This is a genomic window from Halomonas sp. YLB-10 (assembly GCF_003856855.1).
Lineage (GTDB): Bacteria > Pseudomonadota > Gammaproteobacteria > Pseudomonadales > Halomonadaceae > Halomonas > Halomonas litopenaei.
The window spans coordinates 150,050-170,605 of the sequence record NZ_RRCU01000006.1; the positions used below are offsets into that span (position 1 = coordinate 150,050).

Here is a 20,556-nt window from a genome sequence, read left to right on the forward strand (position 1 = left end):
AGCAGTCGCTACGCCTGGTCGAGCACGTCGAAGGGTACGACTGCCCGAATCAGCAAAGGTTCAGGAAATGTGCATGAAGGGTCGCAATATTGTTAACAGGCTAACAAAGTGCTAGTCTACGCGGCCGGTCGACGGGGGACGCCTTCGTCAAATACCGAGCGGCTCCGTCACGTGAGCCCGTCAAGTCAGCCCGTCGTGTAACCAAGAGGAATACCATGACCCCCGACCAGCGCTTCAGGTGGATCGTTCGCCTGGCCTTGGGCATGTTCGTCCTGATGTTTGCCTATTTTGTGGTGGCAGATACCTACATGCCGATGACCCCGGAGGCGCGGGTCATGCGCCCGGTGGTGCGTATCGCCCCGGAAGTCAGCGGCCCCGTCGAGCGGGTCCACGTCAGCAATAACGACCATGTCGAGGCGGGTGATCCGCTGTTTCGTATCGACCCCGCGCCCTTCGAGCTGGCGCTTGAGCAGGCGCGACTGGAACTGGAGGCAGCGCGTCAGCAGAACGAGACTTTGAGCGCCAGCATCGCATCGGCCCGCGCCGCCCTCGAAGCGGCCCGCGCCAGGGCCCAGGAGAGCGCCCAGGAGCGCCGGCGAGGCGAGCGCTTGATTAGCCAGAACAGCATCTCGCGCCAGCGCCTCGATGGCCTGGTAGCCACCGACCGTCAGGCCCAGGCCGAGGTCAAGTCCGCCGAGGCCGAAGTGGCGCGCCTGGAGGCCGAACTGGGCGCCGAAGGGGAGGCCAACTTGCGTTTGCGTCAGGCCCGCAACGCCCTGGAGCAGGCCGAGCTCGATCTCGACCACACCCTGGTGCGGGCCCAGCATTCCGGCACATTGAGCAACCTGCAACTCGAGGTGGGTGACTACGCCACCCAGGGACAGCCAGCGCTGGCGCTGATTACCGATGAGGTCGAACTGATCGCGGATTTCCGCGAGAAGAGCCTGCGCAAGGTCGCCGCCGGCGACGAGGCCCGGGTGGTGTTCGACGCCAGGCCCGGCCAGGTCTTTGCCGCCCGGGTAGAGAAGCGCGACGCCGGTGTCTACGACGGACAGATCAGCGCCGACGGTAACCTGGCCGACATCCCCACCACCGACCGCTGGCTGCGTGACGCCCAGCGCCTTCGCCTGCACCTTTCGCTGGCCGGGGACGCACCGACGAGTCTGCCCACCGGCTCCCGCGCCACGGTGCAGCTGTTTCCCGGGGAGCATCCGCTGGCCCATCCGCTGGGGGCGCTGCAGATTCGGCTGATGTCCTGGCTGCATTATGTTTACTAAGCGGCTACGGGCGTCGTCTATTAAGCGGCCACTGGCGTCGTTTATTAAGCAGCCACTGGCCTTGTTTGCCAAGAGGCTACGGGCGTCGTCAGGGCAGCAGCAACCGAAGGCCTCGAAGCTCAGCGACAACGGCCTGCGCCAGTGTCTGCGTATCGCGGTGGGGGCCTGGCTCGGCTTTCTGATCAGCCAGCTGATGCACTGGAACTATGGTGTCTTCTTCACCGTCTTTCCGATGTTTCTGCTGGGGATCATTCCGGTGTTCAACGCCCATGTGGTGCGCCAGTTCCTGGGTAACGCCTGCCTCAATGTGGTCGAGATCAGCCTGGTGGTGGGGTTGACCCAGCATCTGCCGGTGGTGATGACGGGACTGGTGTTCCTGATGTTCCTGGGGCGCTTCACCCTGATGGCCAGGGGGCCGTTGTTCGTGTTCGGCGCCAACGGCGTGCTGACCCTGAGCATCATGCTGCATTTTGCCAGCTACCCCGACCTCGACCTGTTCGATCTGCTGGCCAGCAACACCGTGGCGAGTTTTCTGGCGGTGGCCATCGCCGCCCTGATGCACTGGCTGTTTCCCGATGTCACGCCGCGACAGCCGCCGCCACGTCAGGCCAAGACGGCGGCGCTGAAGCGCCATCAGGCGTTGATCGGGGCGCTGACCGCGACCCTGTCCTTTCTGGTGTTTCAATTGCTCGATCTGCGCGACTCCCTGTCCGCGCAGATGGCGACTATCCTGATCCTGTTTGCCCTCGGCTACCATGGCGCCCGGATGTCCGCCTGGCGTCGTGCCATCGGCACTCTGTTGGGCTGTAACCTGGCACTGGTGCTGCAACTGGTGCTGTTCACCAAGAGCGACCATCTGCTGCTGGTGCTGCTGGCCTATGCCATCGGTCTTTTGCTGTTCGCACGGGAGCACGTCATCGAGCACGCCGGCTCCGGCATCGGCTTCGGCGGGCTGACAACCCTGGGTATCCTGTTTGGCCAGTACCTGAGACCCGATCAGGATCTGGTCGTCGACGCCGTCTATCGGTTCAGCTCGATGTGCGTGGCACTGCTGGCCACCCTGGCGGTGATGGCGGTACTGCATCGGTTGCTGGATCTATGGCCTGCGGTCTCGAGCCGGGAAGCACCGCACACGAGCTGAGTTTTCTTATGCTGCTTGCAACAGAGAAGGGGGCCGTGTCAGCACGGCCCCCTTTTTAGCTACTTTACCTACCCGCCTGATCTGGCGATTTTGGTCAGCTCTCTGGTGAAGCTTTGTGACATAGCCTTCTGGCCCAGCGTCGTGACTGTGGTCGTACACGCCCGGGCCTGGTCCGAAAAGTCGTCTAGCCGCCCTGGGTCAGCGGGATGGTCACCAGCCCGTAGGAGTGGACTTCGGCACTGCCCGGATAGGCATCGACCACGCTCAGGCTGCCGTCATCGTGCTGGATCTCGAACACCCAGGTCTTGCCGGTGTTGCCGCTGATAATGTTGACGTAGTTGCCGTCGGCGCTCAGGTCCATGTCGGCGAAATACTCGTTGTAATCCTCGGCGCGGTAGGCGGCTTCTTCCAGCAGAGCGATGCTGCCGTCCTCGGGATCGACGCTGAAGGTCGACAGGCTCGAGGTATGGGAGTTGGTGGTCCAGGCGTACTTGCCGTCCTCCGAGGTGGTGACCCAGCAGGCGGCCTGCTCGCCACCCCAGATGTCGTCGCCGGTCATCACATCCGCCGACACCAGGGTCAGCTTGCCGTTCTCGTCGATGTCGTAGGACGACATGGAGCCGGTCTGGCCCTCGTATTCCTGCAGGAAGGGATACTTGGCCTTCGACTCCTCGGAGGACGGGTGGAACTGGTAGCCCTGGGTGATATAGCGGGTTTCGGTCACCAGCAGGGTGCTGTGGCCGTCCGGGCGAGTGACCAGCTTGGTGCCGATGGGCAGGGCGAAGAAGCGCTCCTCGCTCAGGTGCGGCGACTCGAGGCTCGAGATCGGCTCCTGCGACAGGAGGCCTTCGTCGTCCACCGCATAGACATGCACCATGCCGGTAAGAAAGCCGACAAGCGTCAGGTACTTGCCGTCCTCGGTGAACTCCATGCTGACCGGAGAATCATCCAGCGGCCGAACGGAGTCGGGGATCTCGGTCAGGTTGCCATCGCCATCGATGGTAAAGCCCTTGATCACCCCCGGCTCATCGTTGGCACCATCGGTGCTGGCGACGTAGACGATGTCGCCATGGCCGTCGATGGCCTTGGGTTTGGCACCGCCGGCATCCACCACATTGTTGAGCGTCAGCGTCAGGTCGTCTTCGACGTGAAGCGACGACAGGGTGCCGTCGCCGACGTTGGCCACCAGCACGTTGCGGTTGTCTGCCGAACGCCACACGCCGTAGGCCGAACCGAGCGGATCGAGGCCGCCATCCATGCCGTTGCCCGTGCCGCCGGTGGTGTACTCGCCGACCTTTTCCAGGGTGCCATCGTCAAACTGGCGCCAGGCGATCAGCGAGTTCTCGTCGGCGTTGTTGGTGGCTACGTAGACACCACCCGTCACCTCCTTGGCCATGGCAGGCAGGGAAACCGAAAGCAGGACGAGGCCCATCAAGACTGGATTTTTCATAGCGTACCTTGGTCAGTTTTTGCTTTTCTTGTGCCGCGATGCCGGCAGTTCCAGGCACTCGGGCTCGTCGTGTTCCAGCGTCATAGTCTGCGTAGACGCGAGCCGGTGCGTCCTTACACCCACCAGAGTAATAAGGAACCCAGGTGAGCTGCCTCGCACTGTAGCCTCAGCGTTGTGCTCGGGAGTAACGAGCCAACAAGCAGATGGAGTTTCGTTTTCCAGGTTGCCCAAGCGAGAGCATCTAGCAGAAACTGTGCTTTAAAGAATCGTTGTTGAGAGAAAGCTTAGGCAAGATTGGGCCGCAATGATGCAGGTGACTGTCGTCAAACGCGCGTAAAGGTTTGAGAATTTCTGACTGCTTCCGGCGATAGCCTGTGTGATGGCCTGGCGCACAGATTTTCCGTTCGTCGTGTTGGTATCTTGGGGGAAAAGAGGGTGGCCGCCCGTCAAGGTGTGTGTCATACCGACTGCTACAGCCTGGCAATTGGCAGCTCATCCCAGCGAGTGGTGTAGCGCGAGGTGCGATGTTCGCACTTGAGCTGCCAGGCCGCGTCCACGCTGGTCTTGCCAAGGCTCAAGGCGCCGCGACCGTGCTTCTGGTTGATCGCGTCCAGGGTGTCCATCAGGCGCTGATTGCGTTCTTTTTTGCCGTCGTCGACGGCAAACAGATCCTGCTGCAGGCTTGCCTTGTCGGCGATGTCGAGTAGCATCACGCCGGCCTTCATATACTGGTGTCCTGGGCGATAGATACGCGCAAGCGCCCGGGTCGCGGTTGCCACGATCTCGAGGCTGTCGTCGCTGGGACGCGCCAGCGGAACCACCAGCGAAGGGTGGTGCTGGGGCAGATCCTGACGATGCTTGTTGGTCTTCAAGAACACCAGCAGCGCCCGCGCCACGCTGCCCTGACCACGCAGCTTTTCAGCACCGCGGCCGGCATGGGCGCGCACTGCCTGACGCAACTGCGCGAGATCATCGGTGGGCCGACCAAAGGAGCGGCTGGTCATGATCCGTTCGCGCGGGGCGCCGACGTCGTCGAGGCGGATGCAGGATTCGCCGCGAAGTTCGCGTACCGTGCGTTCCAGCACCACGCTGAAATGGCGGCGGATATGCTTGGGGTCGGCTTCACGTAGCTGCCAGGCGGACTCGATGCCGAGCTGCCCAAGCCGGGCGGCGGTGCGCCCGGCGACGCCCCAGACCTCGGTGACCGGCAGGCGTTGCAGCAGCGCCCGGGTTGCCGCCGAATCGGCCTCGAGCACGTGGACGCCGTCTGCGCGGGGATCCTTCTTGGCCTGGTGGTTGGCGATCTTTGCCAGGGTGCGGCTGGTCGCCACGCCGACGCCGACGGGAATGCCGGTGTGGCGCATCACCGTGTGTCGCAAGCGCCGGCAGTGGGCGTCCAGCCCGGCGGGTGCCATGCCCGCGAGGTCGAGAAAGCACTCGTCGATGCTGTATACCTCGACGGCGGGAGCAAACTCCCGCAGCGTATCGACCACCCGACGCGACATGTCGCCGTAGAGCGCATAGTTGCTCGACAGCAGGATGCACTGCCTGCGCAGCGCGCCCTCGATCTTGAAGGCAGGCATGCCCATGGCAACGCCGAGGTCCTTGATCTCCTGGCTGCGGGCGATGACGCAGCCGTCGTTGTTGGACAGCACCCCCACAGGCTTGCCGCGAAGCGAGGGGTCGAAGACCCGCTCACAGCTGACGTAGAAGTTGTTGCAGTCGACCAGCGCGATCACCGCGCGACTCCCGCTGCCAGGGCGTGGATATTGTGGGTGACCACGCCCCATAGGTCGCAGTCGCGACCGTTGAGCGGAATCGGCGCGAAGGCCTCATTGGCCGCCAGCAGGTAGGGTCGATTGCCGATATAGCCAAGCTGCTTGCAGGTCAGCTCACCGTCGACGCTGGCGATCAGCACCGAACCGCTGCACGGCTCCAGCGAGCGATCCACGATCAGCAGATCCCCGTCGAAGATGCCGAGGCCCTTCATCGACTCGCCCTTGGCGCGCAGGTAGAAGGTGGCGCTGGGGTGGGGCACCAGATGCGCCACCAGATCGAGCTGTCCCTCCAGGTAGTCATCGGCCGGTGACGGAAAGCCCGCGCGAACCTCGGTCGCCGCCAGCGGCAAGGCGGTCCTGGGCGCGTGCGGATCGACCCGCCCCAGCACCTCCACCTCAAGACTCATGGCACAGGCTCCCGTCGTTGCCATAGGCGCTACACGAAAGGGTTCGCCAAACAAGGGAATAGTCGTCGCGCATGGGGGCCTCCTGAATCGCAGATACTGTTTGGATATACAGTATCAGGAGGTGCATGGCTGCGCCAGCACAGGAGGGCGGGGGCAAAGTTGGCTTGGTGAGCGAGATGGGGTTGGTTGGATTGGGAGTAGGGAATTGGAAGGTGGATGACGAGGTTGGTGGGGCTGTCGGTAATAGTTGGTACTCTTGCACGAACTTATGGATTGTGGCTTAGACAAGGCAACGGTTGAAGTGCGTTTATATAGGTAAACGGCAATTTAACGTATAGTAAAATAAGTGCTGTTACCCTCTGATGTATGTGATATTTTTATATCTAGAATAATTGTTATGATGATTAAAAGGTTTGGTGGATTTGATGGCAAAAGAACTTTCTAAAGCTGACTACATTCTTAGGAGTCTGCAGAAAATATCCCACAAAAGATGGGAGCTGTACATTGTTTCTCGAATAATTCATAAAATTGATGATGACGTTGAATTCGTATGTCAGCAGCTTGTATATCGGCCAGAGGGCTATCGCGCCTTGACTGATATTTATTTTCCTCAGTTCAATCTGCATCTGGAGATTGATGAAAAGCATCACAAAAACCAAATTTCTGAAGATGTTGAGAGAAGTGATGATATTGTTTTAGCTACAGGACACGAAATTCATAGGATAAAAACGTATGGCGATGAAGGGATGTTTAAAGACATTTCTATTGTTGCGGAAGAAACTGATAATTTCATCGATAAACTGAACAAAATTAAAGAGATTGGTGTTGACAACGGCACGTTTGTTCCTTGGGACTGGGATTTCGCTTATTCTTCACGGAGATGGATCAATCAAGGATACTTGGACGTTGCCGATAATCCTGTTTTTCGAACGCAGGCAGAAGCCTTGAGATGTTTTGGTTTTAAAGGTAAAGCACTGCAGCGTGGCGCTTGGGGGATACCTGATGGTAGTACCGATGTTGTATGGTTTCCCAGACTTTTTAGACATGGTATGTGGCACAATAAAATAACAAAAGATGGTGAGCGTATTTACGAGTGTGCTGAAAATCTTGACGGGAAAAAATCTATTGAGACTCAGTTGATAGACGCTGAGAGAAATCCGGAAAGAAAAACAATTGTTTTTGCCAAAGCTAAAGACTCCTTGGGAAGAAACCTTCTTCGGTTTGTTGGTACATTTAAATTAAATATTGCAAGATCGACGGAGGATTGTATTGTGTTTGATCGTATAGGTACGAGGGAAAAAGTTCGATTTTTGTGAATAGGTGATTTTTGATTCTAAAACCAACCATTCTGTTTTAGTGTTTTTGATTTTTTTGGTGTAATTGTGGATATGAAAAATAAAACTCATGAAATAAGACAAAAGTTCGTTGGTTGCCTACTAGGGGGCGCTGTCGGTGACGCACTTGGCGCTCCGGTAGAGTTTATAACTCATGTTGAGATTGTCTCTAAATTTGGTGAGTCTGGTATAACTGAGTACGTGCCGTGTTATGGTGGTATAGGTCGAATTACTGATGATACCCAAATGGTATTGTTTACTGCCGAGGGGCTGCTGCGCGGTCATGTACGGGGCGCCAGACGTGGGATATGTCACATAGCCAGTGTAATCTCCAGTGCTTATGAGCGCTGGCTTTATACACAAGGGTATCGGTCGCGAATGGAAACAGGAGAAGACTGGCTCACTAGTGGTTGGTTAGCCGGACATGCAGAATTACAAAATCAACGTGCGCCGGGTCGTACTTGTATCTCGGCATTGCGATCGATGGAAAGATATGGCGCTTCAGCTAAGAACAACAGTAAAGGCTGTGGTGGACTCATGCGAGTGGCGCCATGTGGACTTTTCATTTGGCCTTCTACGACTGGCAGCGATGCTTTCCATCTGGGTATGCAAGCCGCGAGTATTACTCATGGTCATCCCAGCGGCTATTTGACTGCTGGAGTGCTGTCGGAATTAATCTTGCATCTTATCAATGGTAAAGGTCTCAGAGATTCACTTGGCAAAGTGAAGGAGGCACTTGTGGCATATGAAGGGCACGAAGAGACGCTTGATGCTCTGGAAAAAGCTGAAGCGTTGGCCGATATTTCGAGTAATCACTTCGAGGCTATTAGTAAGCTGGGACAAGGGTGGGTAGCAGAAGAGGCACTTTCTATTGCTGTCTATTGCGCCTTGGTTGCCAAAGATCTCCGCCATGGAGTCTGCCTTGCAGTTAATCATGATGGTGACTCTGATTCTACTGGCGCTATTGCTGGCAATCTATTGGGCGCCATGATGGGGGTCTCGGCCATCCCGGAGAGTTGGTTGGAACCGCTAGAATTACGGGACGTGATAACTGAAATGGCTGAGGATTTAGTGGATAGCAATGAATGGGACTTGGATGATTTTGGCGGCGTCGACAATGATTGGGTATGGAAAAAATATCCGGGATATTGACAGCTTCGACAACAAGCGTTCAAGAAACTAGTCCATTGATTTCTTGGTGACGCCATCTTGCTTGCTGACTCGTCGTGTCGATTGGCTTGCGTCCTAAGGCTGAATTTCGGTCAATCGATGCCTTTTCTACCGAGCACCGACAGGTACTAAATGTTGAATAAGGTCTGCGAGTATGCCAGTGACTGCTTAATTGTCGGGTCCCGGATGTTTGTTAATGACCGTTTCACCGAACCGTCCGCGGGCGCCCCCTTTGGCGCCATCCTTTAGCTCAGGAGGGGGAGCCAAATTGGCCTTGCAGGAGGGCGGGGGCGTAGAGGTCTGCATCGAGTTGGGGCCAATGAAGGCCAAGCCCGGTGGGAGAAACCTCTATGTCGGCCAGGGCTTCTGGCGTGGCGTCGGTGAGACCTTGCACTAGGTGCGGCGGGATCGCGAGCTCAAGCCCTGAGTTCAGGTGCATGATGACGCGATGGGTGCGACTGTCGTATCGCGCGGAAACGACGTGGGCGTGATCGCGTTCACAGGCCATGCGGGCCTCTGCCTGCCGGACGTCATCTTCAGTAATGGCCACGTGTCTCTCCCTGTTCGCAGGCGTCTCCCTCGGTGCAGTCATCGATTGTGCCACCATCGCATTCCACAGCATTAGCCGTGGTTGTGCCGTGTAGCTTAGCGACCGCAGATCCATCGTAAAGAATAAGCGAGACCTGAATGCCCAGTAGGCCACAGGGCTCCCCCTGTGGCCCGCTCCCTTCACGCGTACTTGTCGTGCCAGCGCTTGACCGCGATACGTTCCTTGAGCAGCTCCAGCATATCGACCAGCACCTGTTCGGTGATCTGTTCGGTCTCGGGGTCGGTGCGCAGCCAGGCGTCGAAGCCGCTGTCGGCCATATGTTCGACCAGCGAGGAGAACTCCCTGGACTTGAGACCATTCAGGGCTTCATCGACCAGATGGCAGGCGAGGTCGGACATCGATGACTCCAGCCCCTGAGTGAGCTGGGAGCCCATGGGCAGGCGCTTGAGTCGCTGAAGCTCCGGCGTTTCGGCCAGGGTGCGGGCGACCAGGCCGCGCACGTAGGCCAGTGTCGCGAAACGGTTGTGGTGGGCGATGTCGCCGACCATGGTCTCGAGGCGCTGGCTGACTTCCCGCACCAGGGCCTCCTTGCGCGGCGTGACGATCTTTTCGATGGCCGGTGAGGCCAGGCCGTCGCCGCTGGTGAGCTCCTGCTGGACGTTGTCGAGCAGGCGGATGGCAATACGATCGGTAAGTTCTTCCATCAGGATGTCGGCGTACTTGGCGACAACCGAGTAGAGATACCAGCGACGCACGTCGATCAGTCCCAGGCGGTGCAGGCGGTGCAGCAGCGAGATCACACGCAGGATACGCAGCAGGCGGAAGCCGGCGAGGGGAATACACCCCAGCACGTCGTACCAGTGCACGAAGGGGTAAAAGAACCAGCGGTGGTAGCGGCGTTGGTAGATGGCAACGGCCCAGCCAAGCAGCACATCGAACAGGAAGACGGCGACGAAGGCCAGGTCGATGCTGAAGAAGTTGGCATGGATATGCCGGTCGTAGGTGCCGTGCAGGCCAGGGGCCGCCGCCTCGAAGGCGGCGTTGAGCGGTGGCAGCAGAAACAGGCTGTCGAACAGCAACAGCGCCAGGTTGGCGATCACCAGCGCGATGATGAACAGGTCCCACACCAGATGAGCCCGCTCCAGGGCGGGCGAGGTCGTGCGGGTGGCGGGCATGAGTCCTCCTTGGATGCGTGTGACACTCCTTTCTTCACCAGCCTAGAGCGTCCTGGCGTTGGTCGCATCCCCACCTCGCCTTGTGCCAAAGCGTCGTTGGCGATGTGAGGATGCGGCTTTCTGTCGATGGGCAGCATCTTCGGGCTACTGAACCGGAACAATATGCCGAGCGATTTTGCAGGGCCTATGTTTCGGGCGACTGAAACAGCCGGCTCTGACGCGCAATCCGTCGTTCGATGGCCTTGGCCAGCACCACGTTGCTTGCGCTGAGCAGAGTGAAGGTCTTCTTGGCGCGGGTGACGGCGGTGTAGACCAGTTCGCGGGTCAGGATCGGCGACAGGGTGTCCGGCATCACCAGGGCGGTATGGACGAACTCCGAGCCCTGGGACTTGTGCACCGTCATCGCGAATACCGTCTCGACCCGCTGCAGCCGGCTGGGCAGCACCCAGCGGATGCCGCCCTGGCCGTCACCGGCAGGAAAGGCCACGCGCAGGGTGGTACCGGCCTCGGGGTTGGCGAACTCCACCGGCACCTTGAGGGCAATGCCGATATCTCCGTTCATCAGCTTGAGCGCGTAGTCGTTGCCGGTGACCAGCACCGGGCGGCCTTCGTACCAGTGGGTGCTGTGATCCGGCTTGTCGATCAGTCCGGCCCGTGCCAGCGCCTGCTCGATGCGCTGATTGAGCGATTCGACCCCGTAGTGGCCGGCGCGCAGCGGCGTCAGCAACTGGAACTGGGCGTGGGCCTCGAGGATGGCAGAGGCCCAGCGGTCCCACTCGGCTCGCTCGGATGACAGCGACGGGCGTGGCCGCAGCAGACCGCTTTGCTCGAGTGCGCCAGCTTCCGGGGTGTCGGGACGCGGGCTGATGGCGCCCAGATAGAAGCGATAGCCCCAGGCCGCGTCCTGGCCTCGGCCATCCAGCGCCAGGGTCATCAGGCGCCGTTCGTTGGCGCGGGGCAGGGCCTGGCGCTGCGCCTGGGGAAAGGCGGTGTCGTCCAGCACCGCGAGCGCCCGCCGGCTGTCGCCGGCGTTGATGGCGCGGGCAAGCTGGCCGATACCGCTGGCGTCATCGAAGCGAAAGGAGTGGCGCAGCATGGCGACGGACTGATCCAGCGCCCGGCCGTCGCCGTCGTGCAGTGCTTCAGGCAACGACAGCCCGGTAGCCGCTTCGAGCCAGTCGCTGACGTCGTTGCGATAGTGGCCCTGTTCGGCCCTGGCGCACAGGTTGCCGAGGACCGCCCCGGCTTCCACCGAGGCGAGCTGGTCCTTGTCGCCGAGCAGCACCAGGCGTGCATGGGGCGGCAGGGCGTCGAGCAGTGCCGCCATCATGTCGATGTCGACCATCGACGCCTCGTCCACCGCCACCATGTCCAGCGGCAGGGGGTTGAGGCGATGATGATGGAAGTGACGGGTATCGGGTCGGGCGCCGAGCAGCCGGTGCAGGGTCGAGACCTCGTGGGGAATCGAGGCGCGTACCTGGGCGGCGTCCGGTAGCGGCAGTTCGTCGAGGGCGGCGATCTGGTCGCGAATGGATTCGCTGAGTCGCGCCGCCGCCTTGCCGGTGGGGGCGGCCAGGCGTATCGCCAGGGGGGCGCCCCGCTCAGCGATGGCCTGGGTCTGCAACAGCGCCAGCAGGCGGATGACGGTGGTGGTCTTGCCGGTGCCTGGGCCGCCGGTGATCACCGCGAAGGGCGCGCGTGCGCCCAGCGCACAGGCGAGCTTCTGGGAGGCGGCCTGGTCGGCACGCGGATCGGACGGGGGAAACAGCGTATCCAGCACCGGACGCAGGCGGGCGGCGTCACCGTCGGCGGTTGGATGATCCTTGGTTGAAGTGCCGGGCGTCGACAGCCGCGCGGCAATGGCGCTGGCGACCCGCTGTTCGTTGCGCCAGTAGCGGCGTAGATAGAGGCGCTCTGCCTCCAGTACCAGGGGGCTGGCGCCTGGGCCTTGCGCCACCGCCGACCAGCGCTGAAGCCGGTTTACCCAGTCGTCGCCGAGACGGCCGAGCAGGGCCTCCGGCGGGGGCGGGGCGGCGTCGTCACGTGCCACGTCGCGAGCGACGGCGATCAGTGTCTCGGGCTGGCGGCGGGCCTGATTCAGGTCCAGCAGCAGATGCCCCTGGCCGGCCTGGTGGCTGACCAGCATGGCCGCCAGCAGGCAGCTGGCGTCGCCGTCCGGCGCGAGGCTCGCCAGGCGGTGGGGCAGCGCCGCGTCGAGATCACGGATCCAGCCGTACTCGGCCCAGGCAAACAGCAGCGACAGCAGCGCCTCGGGGTCGGCCAGTGCCTGCTCCGGGGTGGCAAAGGGCGAGGACGGCAGGGCGGTCGAGGCTGAATCGCCCGGTGTCTCGCCGTTCCCCTCGCGGTGTACCTCAGGGTTAGCCTCGCTCATGCCATTGCCTCCCCGCTGGTGTCATTGTCATGGCCGGTGGCGCTTTCGTGGGTTGCTCTCGCGGCGTGGCCCGCCTGTCCCGCCAGGATATCGTCGAGTGCCTCGATAAAGGCTCGGGGCGGCTTGATCGCGGCGACGCCGCGCGAGGGCGCGGTAATACCGCGCAGAAAGACCAGCATGGCCCCTCCAACGTGGCGGTCATAGTCGTAGTCCGGCAGGCTCTGGCGCAGGTGGCGATGCAGTGCCACCAGGTAGAGCGCGAGCTGCATGTCGTAGCGCTTGTCGAGCATGGCGGCGCGCATGGCGTCCTGATGGTAGGCGTCATCGTCGGGGCCCAGCCAGTTGGACTTCCAGTCGATGATATAGAAGCGCCCCTGATGCTCGGCCAGGAGGTCGATAAAGCCCTTGAGCAGGCCGTTGAGGCGCTGATAGCCCAGTTGGGGCCTGGGCTCTCCGGGATACAGATACTGGCGGGTGAGCTTGTCCATGGCCGGGGTGATGGCGTCATGGGTGGCGAACCAGAAGTCGGGCTCGGCGCGGTAGCGCTCAAGGCGCGCCAGCACCGGACCATCGTAGGCATCCTCGCCGTCGGGGCGCTCTTGTGTGGTCGAGGTCAACGGCGTGTTCAGCCAGTGACGGATGCCATCGGTCAGCGCCTGGGTGTGTGCTTCCCAGCCGCGGCGGCGGCAGCGTTGGGCCAGGCGGGCGAGCAGGCCCGCATCGTCAAGCGCGCTGTTGAAGCCGTGCTCGGCCAGCGCTTCCAGCACGCCGTGCAGGAAGGTGCCAGGGCCTGGGCCCCGCGGGAAAGCGTGCAGGGTGCCGGGCTGGGGGGCGCCGGCTTCCCGCGCCGCGGGCACCAGGCGGGCGTCCAGATGCTCTTCCTCGAGCACTTCGGCCTCGGGTGTCTCGGGCGCGGTGGCTCCCTTCTGGGCCAGCGATGAGTAACTCGCGATCCACCAGGGGGCAAAGGGCCGGTGGCTAGGCGTGCGTGCGCCCTTGGTGGCGAGCTCGGTGGTGACCGGGTGGTACTGGATCTGGGGGCTATCACCGCTGGCGTCGATGGCGTCCAGGGCGATGGCGTCGAAGCCACCGCTCATGGTCTCCCAGCGCTCGCGCAGGTTTGTCAGGTCAGGGATCGCCTCGCCGCCGGCCAGCAGATAGCCCAGCGCTGACTTGTGCAGGGTGGCGCTCCTGGCGTTGCCGAGCTTGAGGGGGGCAAGGCCAACGAAGGTGGCGTGACGCGCTCGGGTCAAGGCGACGTACAGAAGCCGTACCTCCTCGGATAGTCGTTCGTCGTCGGCAAGCTCAAAGCCCTCTTTGGCCATCTCCTTCTTGGCCGCCAGTTCGAGCAGCGGCCGGTCGTCGACGTGGTACAGGGGCGTGCCGGACTGGCCGCTGATCTCCTTGTAGGTGCACAGAAATGGCAGGCACACCAGCGGATACTCGAGTCCCTTGGACTTGAAGATGGTCACCACCTGGATCAGGTCAGCGTCGCTTTCCAGGCGCAGGATCTGCTCGTCGTGGCCAGGGTCGTCGAGGTGTTCGGCGAGCACGCGAATCAGGGCGTGGTCGCCGTCCAGGGTGTCGCTGGCCTGCTGGGCCCATTCGGCCAGATGCAGCAGGTTGGTCAGGCGACGCTGGCCCTGGTGGGCGCCGAGCAGTCGCTCGGGGATCCGGTAGTCGTGCAGCAACTGGCGCAGCGCCGGTAATACGCCCCGACGCTGCCAGCGCAGGCGGTAGCCGAGAAAACGCTCCTGTACCCGCTCCCAGGCGGTCTCGTCGCGTTGCAGCCGGTCGAGCTCGGCCAGCCCCAGGCCCAGGGTGGCGGTGGCCAGGGCCGTGCGCAGGGTCGACACCGACTCCGGGTTGGCCATGGCCTTGAGCCAGTGATGCAGGTCGCGGGCCTCGGCGGTGGCGAAGACGCTGTCACGATCCGACAGGTAAACGCTGGCCAGGCCGCGCTCGCTCAAGGCGTTGCGGATGGCGCTGGCCTCGCTGCGATCGCGCACCAGGATGGCGATATCGCCGGCCTTCAGCGGTGTGAGCTTGCCGTCACCGGCGTTCGTTGAGGTGGCGAAACCGGCGCTTGGAGTGCCCTCGCCAGGACTGGCCTGATTGAGCCAGTCGGCAATGCGGTCGGCGCAGTGGCGGGAGGCCTCGTGCAGGTAGCCTTCCTTGTTGAGACAGCCGTTGTCCTTGTTGCCGTCGGCGATCAGCCAGCCGGTCAGCGCGGCGGCGGGTTTGCCATCCAGGCACAGGGTTTCCTTGCGACCGTTGGCGCCGACGGATTGAAATGGCAGCGGATTGTGGTCGTCGGCGGCGAAGCGGAAGGCGGCGCGGGGGTGGCGCTGCTCGGCGAATGCGAACAGCCGGTTGACCGCCGCCACGGCGGCCTCGCTCGAGCGGAAGTTGGTGTCCAGGCTGTGGTGGTGCCCGCGGGTGGCGTGACGGGCGCCCAGGTAGGTGTAGATGTCGCCGCCGCGAAAGCCGTAGATCGCCTGCTTGGGATCGCCGATCAGGATCAGCGCCGTGGCGTCATGCTCAGGAGCGCCTGGCCCATCCAGTTCGTGCTGGGCGTCTGGCTCAGCGGTGGGCGCATCGCCGATACGATAGACCCGCTCGAAGATGCGGTACTGGGCCGGATCGGTGTCCTGGAACTCGTCGATCATGGCCACCGGGAACTGCTGGCGAATGCGCCGCGCCAGGGTCTCGCCGCCGTCGCCGTCCAGGGCGCCGGCAAGTCCGGTGATCATGTCGTTGAAGCCCATCTGGGCGTTGGCCTCGAGCTGCTCGGACAGCCGCCGGCTGACCCAGTCGCGGGCATCCGCCAGCACCTGGGGGTAGAGCTCGCGCTGCAGGGTCTCGACCTGCTCGTCGTTGTGACGACACGCCTCCAGGGCCTCGAACAGCCCAAGCTCGGGCACCTCGGTACCCTTCTTGACCCGCAGCTTGGAGCGCGCGAGCTTCTGCACGAAGCTTGCCTCGGCAAGGGGTCGCTTGCCGTTTGCCCAGTCGCCGAGCTGTTCCAGCCAGCCGTCGAAGGTGTCGTCGTCATCCTTGCCGCGAAAGCTGCCGCCGTGCATCGCCGGGCGCAGCGCGCGCAGGCAGTCGTGCACTGCCTCCTTGTCATCCAGGTAGGCGCGGCGGGCGGCGTCTTCCAGCCTGTCGGCGCTCCCTCGGGCGTCGCTGAACTGGGCGAGATGGGCACCGAAATCACCAGCGGCCAATGGCTCGCCGCAGAAGACCAGGCTGGCATCCTCGCGGCTCAGCAGATTGCGCAGCGCCTTGTTAAGCCCCTGGGGCGAGCCGAACAGCTCGACCATGGACGCGGCCAGGGGCTCGTCGAGGGGGTAGACGCGGGTGCGCCAGTAGTCGGTAACCGCCTCCTGGGTCATCTCGCCGAGATCCTTGACCACCTCCTGGCGAAACAGCTTGCCGCTGTCGAAGGCGTGCTCCTTGAGCATTCGCTGACACCAGCTATGGATGGTCGAGATGGCGGCGTCGTCCATCCATTCGGCGGCAAGCATCAGTCGTCGGGCGCAGGCGGGCCAGGCGTCGCGCTCGAAGTCGTCGCGCAGCGCGGCCAGCAGCGGGTCGCGTTCGGCGAGGCCGTCGTCCGCGGCCGTGGTCGAGCCGTCGTCCCTGTCACCGGCGCGAAAGGCCTCGGCGGCCTGGACCAGGCGCGCCCGGATACGATCGCGCAGCTCCTGGCTTGCGGCCTCGGTAAAGGTCACCACCAGGATATCCGGCGGCACCAGCGGCTGGCTGAAGCCATTGTCGCGTCTGCTGGCCGGGTTGTTCGGCTGGCCGTGGCCCAGCACCAGACGCACGTAGAGCAGCGCGATGGTGAAGGTCTTGCCGGTGCCGGCGCTGGCCTCGATCAGCTGGCTGCCCTGCAGCGGCAGCGCCAATGGCAGCGGTGTCTGGCCGGCGTTGTCCGGGGAAGGCGGCTGGTCGTCGGTGGAAAAAAGGTCGGACGGCAGGCTCATGCGGATTCCTTCCCGGTGGTGGCGTTACTTTTGCCCGATGACTTGTCAGAGCCCTTGTCAGAGCCCTTGCGAGCGCTGCGCGCCGTGCTGATCCAGCCATGCAGGTCGGCGTAGAGCTCACGACAGGCCTCGTCAAAGCCCTCGGCGCCGATCAACTCATCCAGGCTTGGAAACTCGCGCAGCAGCAGCGGGCTTCGCTCCGGCAGTTTTTCCCAGGCCTGCTCCCAGGCCTTGCGCAACGTGGCTGATGACTGGGCGTCTGCCGGTGGCCAGGCTGCATCCTCTGCCACGGGATATTCCTCGAGCAGGGCGAAGGCGATGTCGGGGTGGCAGGGCGTGGCGCCCTGCATGGCGGTGAGCCAGCGCCGCATCAGCGCATCCAGGCGTCTTGCGGCCTGTTCGCGGGGCATGCCGGGGATCTCCAGCACGCCGCTGGGTGATACCAGATGGCTCGGCGAGTTTGGGTAGAGGCACTGCAGCGCCAGGTGCGCCGGCCAGTGACGCAGAATCTGGCTCCAGTGAAAATGCTCGCCCTGGTGGATCTGGCTGGTCAACAGCACGATGCGGGCGACCTCATCCGCACCCGCGTCGCCCTCGTCGCTGGCCCCGGAGGAGGGGGCAGAGTCGGTCGCGTGCAGGTGGGACAGGGCGTCCTCCAGTACCAGGGTCTCACTCGAGTCGGGCAAGGGAAGGCGACTGTTGTGGCGAAGCTGCGGTGCCCGCTCCAGCGAGTGTGGATAGCGCTCTAGCAGTTCACGGTAGTGGTCGAGGGCGTCGGGGATTCGCTCCAGCAACTGGCGGCGGATCACCGGGCCTACCGGTGGCGGCGGGTAGTGGCCGGCGCGTTGCTGGCGCTGGACCTGGCGTTCGATCAACAGAGCCGGGTCGCAGGCGCGGTCGTGGGCCAGACGCTGGCCAAGCGGCTGCACCAGGGCCTCGCGCTGCTGCCATCTGGCAAGGCCGGCGAAGGCGAAGGGTTCGTCATCGTCGCTCAGCGTCTGTTCGTCGCGCATGCTGGTGGACAGGCGCTGCTGGAACAGGGCGCCGACGGGATCGCGCAGCAGGCCAGAAAGCTGCGACAGGCCGATGGCGCCTTCGGGGCGCCAGGGCGGCAGCGCCTCATCGGCTGAGGTGGCCGCCATCGGGTCCGGGTGACGTGAATCACGCTGGTGCAGGGTCTGCCACTCGTCTGCATAGGTATAAAGCGGCGAGCCCGCCAGGAAATAGCCGGCGCCGAAGGGCTGCAGCGGGTGCTCGGTGGTCAGGGCGGTGAGCAGGGCCTCAGTCATCTGCTGCTCTTCGGCCAGCGAGCGCTCATCGTGGGGCGGTTGGTCGGGAAGGCGCCAGCCCTTGCCGAGGTGATCGCGCAGCTGCCCGACCAGCACGCTGGGCGGCTTCTCGCCGTTGTCCTGGGGGCTGCGTCCGCACCAGCTGATGGTCAGTCGGTCCCGCGCTGACAGCAGTGCCTCGAGGAACAGGTAGCGGTCGTCGTCACGCCGGGAGCGGTCGCCGGCGCGATAGTGTCCGCGCATGGCCATCAGGTCGAAGTCCATGGCCTCGGCGCGGCGCGGGTAGGCGCCGTCGCTCATGCCCAGCAGCACGACGTGGCGGAAGGGGATTGCGCGCATGGGCATCAGGGTGGCGAAGGTGATGCGGCCCATCATGAAGCTCTGGGACAGCTGGGGCTGGTCGATGCGCGACAGCCAGCTTTCACGCACCACCGCCAGCGGCAGGCGGATGCCGACCTCGGCCGAATCGACCTCCTCGTGCCAGGTCTCGAGCGCCCCCTGGATGCGCCCGAGCAAGGCCTCTTCGGCACTGGAGCCGGGGGCCAGGGTGCGCTCCAGCATGGTTCCCAGAACCTGGTCCCATTGGCTGGCGGTCTTGGGTTCGAGCAGGCTCTGACGGACCTCGTCGAGGGTCATGATCAGCCGGTACAGCGGTCCCACGAGGGTGGCGTCGAGGCCGGCGACTTCGTCGTAGGGCACGACGTCGCCCCAGTCCTCGCCGTCGTCGCTGGCCTCGCCCACGGCGTAGCCCATCAGCATGCGCTCCAGGCCGAAGCGCCAGGTGTGCAGCTCGTCGTGTTCCGGCAGACCGAGTTCGGCTCGCTGGGAGGCATCGAGGCCCCAGCGTACGTTGGCCTCGCGAATCCAGCGTTGCAGGGTGGATAGGTCCCCCTCGCCAAGGCCAAAGCGCGTGCGGATGGCCGGGATGTCCAGCAGGTCGAGGATCTCGCTGGCGCGAAAGCGCAGACGCGGCAGCGACAGCAGGGTCTCCAGTGCCACCAGCATGGGTTCGCGATGGCGTTCCTGCTGGTCGGCCACGTGGTAGGGCAAGTGGCGCTTCTCGCCCGGGGCGAACTGGCCGAATACCGCGTCGATATAGGGCGCGTAGTCGTTGATGTCCGGCACCATCACCATCACGTCCCTGGGTTCGAGAGTCGCATCCTCGGCGAAGGCCTCGAGCAGCTGGTCGTGCAGGACCTCCAGTTCACGCTGAGGGCTGTGGCAGATGTGAAAACGGATCGAGTGGTCCTGCTCGGGATCAAGCGCTGGCCACTCGGCCTGGGTCTCCGCCAGCGGGCGCAGGTTGAGGATGTCGTCCTGCAGCTGGCCCAGCAGGGTGTCGGTGGGCGGCGCCAGGAACAGATCCACCGAGTCGTCGAGCAGGGCGCTCAACGCCTCCACGTCGGTGTGGTCGTGTTCGCTGAGCAGCTGCAGGTAGTCGCGGCCCTGCTTGCCCCATGCCGCCAGCAGCGGATGGGCGTGCAGATGCAGCTGTTCGAGCGAGTGGTGAAGCTCCGCCGGCATGCCCTGGCGACGGCGCTGGCGCACGTGGCGGCGCAGGACCTCCTGGGTCTCGATGATCTCGCCCCAGTAGAACTGGCAGGGGTTGAGCAGACACAGCACCACCTCGCTGATGCTGGACAGGGCGGCCAGCACCTCCAGGGTCTGCTGGGGCAGCGACGAAATGCCGAACACCACGATACGCGGCGGTATTTCCGGGGGGCAGGCCGTCTCGCCCTGTTCGACCTCGCGGGTCAGCTGCTCGGCGGCCCGCTTGAAGCGCTGGTGCACGGCGCCGCGGTGACTGTGGCGCTGGTCGGCAGGCAGGGCGTCGCTGATCCTGCGCCACAGTGCCGGCTGCCAGCGCTGGTCATCGGGGACCTCTGTGACACGGTTACCGGGCAGGGTGAGCACATCGTCCCCGGCCTCCCAGGCGGTGAGCCAGTCGGCGCGATAGACCTGGTACTGATCGAACAGGTCAGCCAGGCGCTCGGCCAGCTGGTAACGCTTGCGCTGCTCATCGTCTTCGCGCAGGTAACGTGCCAGCGGCTCGAACAGCGGGTCGTCCAGGGCTTCGGGCAGCAGCTTCATCAGGTGCCAGCGCAGGCGACTCTTGTCCCAGGGAGAGGTGGTCGGCACCTGCCCCGAGCCTTCCACCGCCTCGATCACCGCGCGGTAGGCCTGCCACTGAAAGCGCGCGGGCAGGGCAACGTCGGTGCCGAGACAGACGCCGTAGCCCGGTTCGCCCTGGCGCTCGGCGATCGAGGTCTTGAGCCACTGGGCGATACCGTTGCTTTGCACCAGAAAAAGGGTGCGCGCCAGCGGATGCAGCGGGCGTCGTCCCAGCCACTTCAGGGTCAGATCACGCAGATCCTCCATACGGTTGCCCTGCAGGACGATCAAGCCCGAGGCGGCGGTGGTATCGGTCATGGCGAGTTCTCTGTACTGCGTGAAGGCGTGGCAGCCCGAGGCGGTGGCGGCGCTAGCTTGAGCAGCACACGCCAAGGCATCGTCGGGACGTCTCGGCATAGCCTAATGGATGCGGCGGCGGGGATCACCATCACCGGATGACCACAGTGTCTGGTCGTAGACGGGCGTCATCTA

The 20,556-nt window shown here is 63.3% G+C and carries 12 protein-coding genes; 4 read left to right on the forward strand and 8 right to left on the reverse strand.

Translation table 11 applies throughout. The features are described from left to right. Positions 1-215: 215 nt before the first annotated feature. Entirely contained in the window at positions 216-1,277 is a 1,062-nt protein-coding gene (locus tag EBB56_RS14655; protein WP_124804702.1) for an HlyD family secretion protein, read from the forward strand. Positions 1,278-1,338: 61 nt separating this feature from the next. After that, the gene (locus EBB56_RS14660; RefSeq protein WP_260425374.1) at positions 1,339-2,418 is read left to right on the forward strand and encodes a DUF2955 domain-containing protein; all 1,080 of its coding nucleotides are present in this window, start codon (positions 1,339-1,341) and stop codon (positions 2,416-2,418) included. A 184-nt stretch (positions 2,419-2,602) separates the two neighbouring features. Here EBB56_RS14660 and EBB56_RS14665 read toward each other — a convergent pair whose 3' ends face one another. From EBB56_RS14665 to EBB56_RS14675, 3 genes are all read right to left on the reverse strand, one after another. Then, positions 2,603-3,868 (reverse strand): beta-propeller fold lactonase family protein, encoded by a 1,266-nt coding sequence (locus EBB56_RS14665; RefSeq protein ID WP_124804704.1) that lies wholly within the window; start codon positions 3,866-3,868, stop codon positions 2,603-2,605. Between the two features lie 470 nt (positions 3,869-4,338). After that, positions 4,339-5,607, reverse strand: a complete 1,269-nt coding sequence (locus EBB56_RS14670; RefSeq protein WP_108133736.1) for a Y-family DNA polymerase — start codon at positions 5,605-5,607, stop codon at positions 4,339-4,341. After that, the gene (locus tag EBB56_RS14675) at positions 5,604-6,053 is read right to left on the reverse strand and encodes a LexA family transcriptional regulator (RefSeq protein ID WP_045994834.1); all 450 of its coding nucleotides are present in this window, start codon (positions 6,051-6,053) and stop codon (positions 5,604-5,606) included. Before EBB56_RS14675 ends, EBB56_RS14670 begins: the two co-directional genes overlap by 4 nt. A gap of 425 nt (positions 6,054-6,478) precedes the next feature. Here EBB56_RS14675 and EBB56_RS14680 point away from each other — a divergent pair, with 425 nt between their 5' ends. After that, on the forward strand, positions 6,479-7,369 hold the full coding sequence (locus tag EBB56_RS14680; RefSeq protein WP_124804705.1) for an AbaSI family restriction endonuclease: 891 nt from the start codon (positions 6,479-6,481) through the stop codon (positions 7,367-7,369). Between the two features lie 72 nt (positions 7,370-7,441). After that, positions 7,442-8,539, forward strand: coding sequence for an ADP-ribosylglycohydrolase family protein (locus tag EBB56_RS14685; RefSeq protein ID WP_124804706.1), 1,098 nt, complete (start codon positions 7,442-7,444; stop codon positions 8,537-8,539). Between the two features lie 268 nt (positions 8,540-8,807). On the opposite strand, the gene EBB56_RS14690 is transcribed toward EBB56_RS14685, so the two are convergent. The 5 genes from EBB56_RS14690 to recC form a co-directional block, all read right to left on the reverse strand. Beyond that, entirely contained in the window at positions 8,808-9,107 is a 300-nt protein-coding gene (locus tag EBB56_RS14690) for a DUF2442 domain-containing protein (RefSeq protein ID WP_124804707.1), read from the reverse strand. 179 nt (positions 9,108-9,286) lie between these two features. After that, positions 9,287-10,282, reverse strand: a complete 996-nt coding sequence (locus EBB56_RS14695; RefSeq protein ID WP_124804708.1) for an ion transporter — start codon at positions 10,280-10,282, stop codon at positions 9,287-9,289. 184 nt (positions 10,283-10,466) lie between these two features. Beyond that, a complete protein-coding gene (gene recD / locus EBB56_RS14700; RefSeq protein WP_124804709.1) occupies positions 10,467-12,674 on the reverse strand; it encodes an exodeoxyribonuclease V subunit alpha in 2,208 nt (735 codons plus the stop codon). Next, entirely contained in the window at positions 12,671-16,663 is a 3,993-nt protein-coding gene (gene recB / locus EBB56_RS14705; RefSeq protein ID WP_124804710.1) for an exodeoxyribonuclease V subunit beta, read from the reverse strand. The genes recD and recB overlap by 4 nt, the downstream gene beginning before the upstream one ends. Then, positions 16,660-20,382 (reverse strand): exodeoxyribonuclease V subunit gamma, encoded by a 3,723-nt coding sequence (gene recC, locus EBB56_RS14710; protein WP_185696453.1) that lies wholly within the window; start codon positions 20,380-20,382, stop codon positions 16,660-16,662. Before recC ends, recB begins: the two co-directional genes overlap by 4 nt. Between the last annotated feature and the right edge of the window lie 174 nt (positions 20,383-20,556).